The organism is Levilactobacillus parabrevis ATCC 53295 (assembly GCF_001434055.1).
Lineage (GTDB): Bacteria > Bacillota > Bacilli > Lactobacillales > Lactobacillaceae > Levilactobacillus > Levilactobacillus parabrevis.
This window is the reverse complement of record NZ_AZCZ01000077.1, coordinates 1-3,130: the sequence shown is the minus strand read 5'-3', so window position 1 is coordinate 3,130 and position 3,130 is coordinate 1. Positions and strand designations below refer to the sequence as shown.

General features: G+C 36.6%; 2 protein-coding genes. Both read right to left on the bottom strand.

Annotation, left to right across the window (positions count from 1 at the left end):
* Positions 1–132: 132 nt before the first annotated feature.
* The gene (locus tag FD07_RS11695; RefSeq protein WP_020090506.1) at positions 133–792 is read right to left on the bottom strand and encodes an ATP-binding cassette domain-containing protein; all 660 of its coding nucleotides are present in this window, start codon (positions 790–792) and stop codon (positions 133–135) included.
* Complete coding sequence (locus tag FD07_RS11690; RefSeq protein ID WP_020090505.1) at positions 782–2,878, bottom strand: DUF1430 domain-containing protein; 2,097 nt, start codon at positions 2,876–2,878, stop codon at positions 782–784. Before FD07_RS11690 ends, FD07_RS11695 begins: the two co-directional genes overlap by 11 nt.
* Between the last annotated feature and the right edge of the window lie 252 nt (positions 2,879–3,130).

Here is a 3,130-nt window from a genome sequence, read left to right as displayed (position 1 = left end):
CAGGGGTTCTAGTGGTGTAGCCGGCCTTTTCGAGTCGGGTCATTTCACGACTGACCAGTCCCTTATTGATGGCTTGCTCGGTCGTGACCCGGTCGTGTTCACTGATAAAGAAAGTAAGCTAATGTGAGAGAGTTACTTCAAATCGGCCAAATTTATGACTTGATCGCTAATCTTTTCAAAGTAGCGATCATGGGATACGACGATAACAGTTTTACCTGAGTCACGTAATTTAAGCAATAATTTTCCCAAGATCGAACGATTTTCTGAATCTAATGCCCCAGTTAGCTCATCGGCTAGGATAAGATTTGCCGGTTTCAATAATAAACGAGCTACGGCCACGCGTTGCTGTTCTCCACCAGAGAGTGTATATATTTTAGTCTTGAGGGGGCAATTCAGCTGTACATCTTTTAAGACTTGTTGTTTTTGCAGCTGCTTGTCCTTCCGGGTTCCTTTGACATAGGCTAGCCCAACATCAAGGTTTTGACTAATAGTTCCATCGTCAATTAGCCCAAAGTTTTGGAAAAGATAGCTAATTTTATAACGTCGTAGTTTCAAGGCTTCACTTGAACGAACTTTGGGAGCTGGTTTACCGAATAAAATCAATTTTCCAGCGTCAAAGGGTTCTAGTAGACCAATCATATTTAAAATTGTGGATTTTCCAGCGCCACTTTTTCCAAAAATTGTTGTTAGTTCATGTTCATTAATTTTCAAATTTAAGTTCTCAAAAATAGTATGCTTACGGTAGCTTTTTTGGATATCAGTCAAGATAACAGCGCTTGGTTTATTTGTCATTTAAAAGCTCCTTCATGTTTTTATGCTCGGTTCTTCGAATAGTTAGAACAGCGATACAAAGCTCAATAATTGTGACTAGCATAGTTAGTGACCAGTAGTACAAATTGTTCTGATATTGAAAGATCGTTAGATAGCCCATGACAGCAGTTTGTAAACCTAGCATTGCAAACAAAGGACGGTAGGTTTTGATTAAGCTATAGCCATTAACGCGTTTAATGGTTAAAGCATTTCGATTTACTTTAAAGTAGAGCAATGTTATATAAGCAGTTAAAAAGAAAGTAACAAGTGCACTCAAGATTAACGTCAATGCGTTTTGCTGGAGGTTACCTATATCCATCTTTAAATCTTCCAAAGGTAAATCGTCTAATTTGACCAATTGTGGATAATTATCAACGTAGTTGTATTTCATCAAGCTGGGACGAATCGACTGATAGGTTGCTACTAGGTTAGATCTAATCGGAACTTTTAGATTATCTCGAGCTCCTTGACCATTCATAATGGAGCGTTCAATTACTGGTGTATTTTGCTGTGTGCTTACCAGTATTGGCCAAGCTTTGATATAGGTACGTCGAGTTAAATCAACTATCTTTTTGTTTGCAGGATAGTAAATGCACTTAATAGTCGGAGAACTTTTGGAGCTTTCTAGTTCGCTGTCCTTAATACCTGTGACAATCTTACGGGTTTGGCTCGCCTGTGTAGAAGGAATTAGCATCCAAATAGTAGATGTGTTGTTGGAAACTTTAATTCGCTGATGTGCAGTGTTGTACAGTGGATAGTGTTTTAAATAATTAGGATTGATAACTAGGTATTTATAGATATTCGCAATATGCTGATGAATATAATCATCGTTGAATAAGATACTACCGCGATTATTCATAGTCGTATACATTGTTTTATCTAAACGTTGTAAGTCGGACAACTTGATATTGGAATTAGACAAATTATAGCCACTAACGTATGGATAAAATACGGCATATTCATTACCCAGGGATGTCCTTACTGAGTTATCTCTTAGAACACTGTAAGAGTTTGTGGCAACTTGTAAGAGAGGAATAAAGCCAACGAATAAGTAAATAATAAAGCAAGCCTTAAACAAATAAAGTGTAACAAAAGTCCAACGGTTATAGTTTCGCCGACGAATCTGATTCGTTAGGGAAAAGTGGACTAATCCCCAAATAGTTAACCAAGCACTAAGTAATGCAAAAATCAGGCCAGATGACATACCAGCTAAAGTAGTGATGCTTAGGGGCCAGCCAATAAGTAATAAGAAAATAATTTCAGCAATCAAAAGGACTATTGTAATTCCAATTACAGAACCAAAACAATGAATTAGAATGTTATAGATTGAGAGCCCATTCAACCGATAATCAGCTATAGTTTTGCTACTGTCAAGTAACAAAATGATAGTGAAAATAATGATAAATAACAAAGTGACCGATTTGTAAGTTGACAGATTAGGGGTGTCCATTTCTAGAGGAACCCTTTCGTAGTTTTTAGCTGGTATAAAATTAGTCAACGTCGTGTGTTGATGGGTAATGTAATTTAAATGCCGAGAACATAACCTAAGAAAGCGGGTGTAAGTAGCAGGGCTACTACTCTCTAAGTAATAGTTACCTTCGCGCTGTTGTTGTGAGAAATTTTGCATGATTGATTCAATAGTTACTCTAAAACCTAAACTGTTTTTCTTGGTAGTGTAACTTCTTTGCGTTACTTCCCGGCTGGGATGATTTACATTATTCCAGACCATTGTTGGCTTTATCTGGGATACTTGAAATGTTATTTGCTTAATTGGCTGGCCGTAATTTAATTTGTGATGGCTTACTTGCCAACCATAAAAAATTTGTTTTTTTAGATAATTAGAATGAGTGGCACTACCGGCTTTATTTAAAGCATTCAATATCTGGGGATAGGTTGCTTTAGTCGCCACACTGTCAGGAATAACAAAGGATTTATAATGTTGAGGAGCAAGCGTGGCAGCATTTTCAGTCTTTCGGGCGTCAGATTGGAAGTCACTTTGACTTAACCCAATAAAGCTATTAATAACAAGCAGTATTGCAAGCATACTAAATATGATTTTCTTGTTCACATAATCGCCTCCGTGATAAATGTGCCACGGCTTTCATGCTAGATCAAAAGTTATTGAAAATCAATGAATGGTCATATGAAAGGTGGATTATGTATAAGTATAGTTCAACCGTGGAGGCTTAATTGACAGGCCTCAAGCAACCTATTTGTGTTGAGAAAATAGATTAATTTTATATAATTATATTTTTTGATACGTATTTTTTTATTCTTTTATGTAGGACTTTTTTGTCCTCAATTGTCAAATCAAGTGCAA

Coding starts and splice junctions, on each gene's coding strand:
- FD07_RS11695 (WP_020090506.1), bottom strand. CDS start 792: ATGACAAATAAACCAAGCGCTGTTATCTTGACTGATATCCAAAAAAGC.